Raw genomic sequence first — 347 nt, 5'->3', positions numbered from 1 at the left:
AGACCAACTCCGAGGTCACGGCATCGAGGGCTATGTCTCCGCAGAAATCGATGAAGCGTTGCCAGATGCTGAGGCAGGTCGTGAAGGTCTTGCGCCCAACATTTCCTTCCTTGTGAGCCGTATACGCCTCCACCATCTCGGACAAGCGCGGCTTCGCAAGTTCTGGCGTCGGGAAGACAGCAGCATCGCCGGCGTTGCGTTGGCGAATGATGGCTTGAGCGGTCTTCTCGGCGTCGGCAAAGCTCCGCACCAGTCTCGGGAACAAAGGGTCCGTTGTCTCAACGAGATACCCAAGGTTTTTGCACCACTCCAGGATATTTTCGACAACATCGTCCCAGTCCGACGAG

Annotated in this window: 1 protein-coding gene; it reads right to left on the bottom strand. The window is 57.3% G+C overall.

The genetic code is table 11. From position 1 onward, the window contains the following. The coding region (locus tag RVY79_RS18180) for a hypothetical protein (protein WP_317465935.1) at positions 1 to 347 on the bottom strand (347 nt) is incomplete at both ends.

The sequence above is a fragment of the Chromohalobacter sp. HP20-39 genome (assembly GCF_033052815.1).
Classification (GTDB): domain Bacteria; phylum Pseudomonadota; class Gammaproteobacteria; order Pseudomonadales; family Halomonadaceae; genus Chromohalobacter.
Note: the sequence above shows the minus strand (reverse complement) of the source record. Positions and strands in the feature narration are given on the sequence as shown.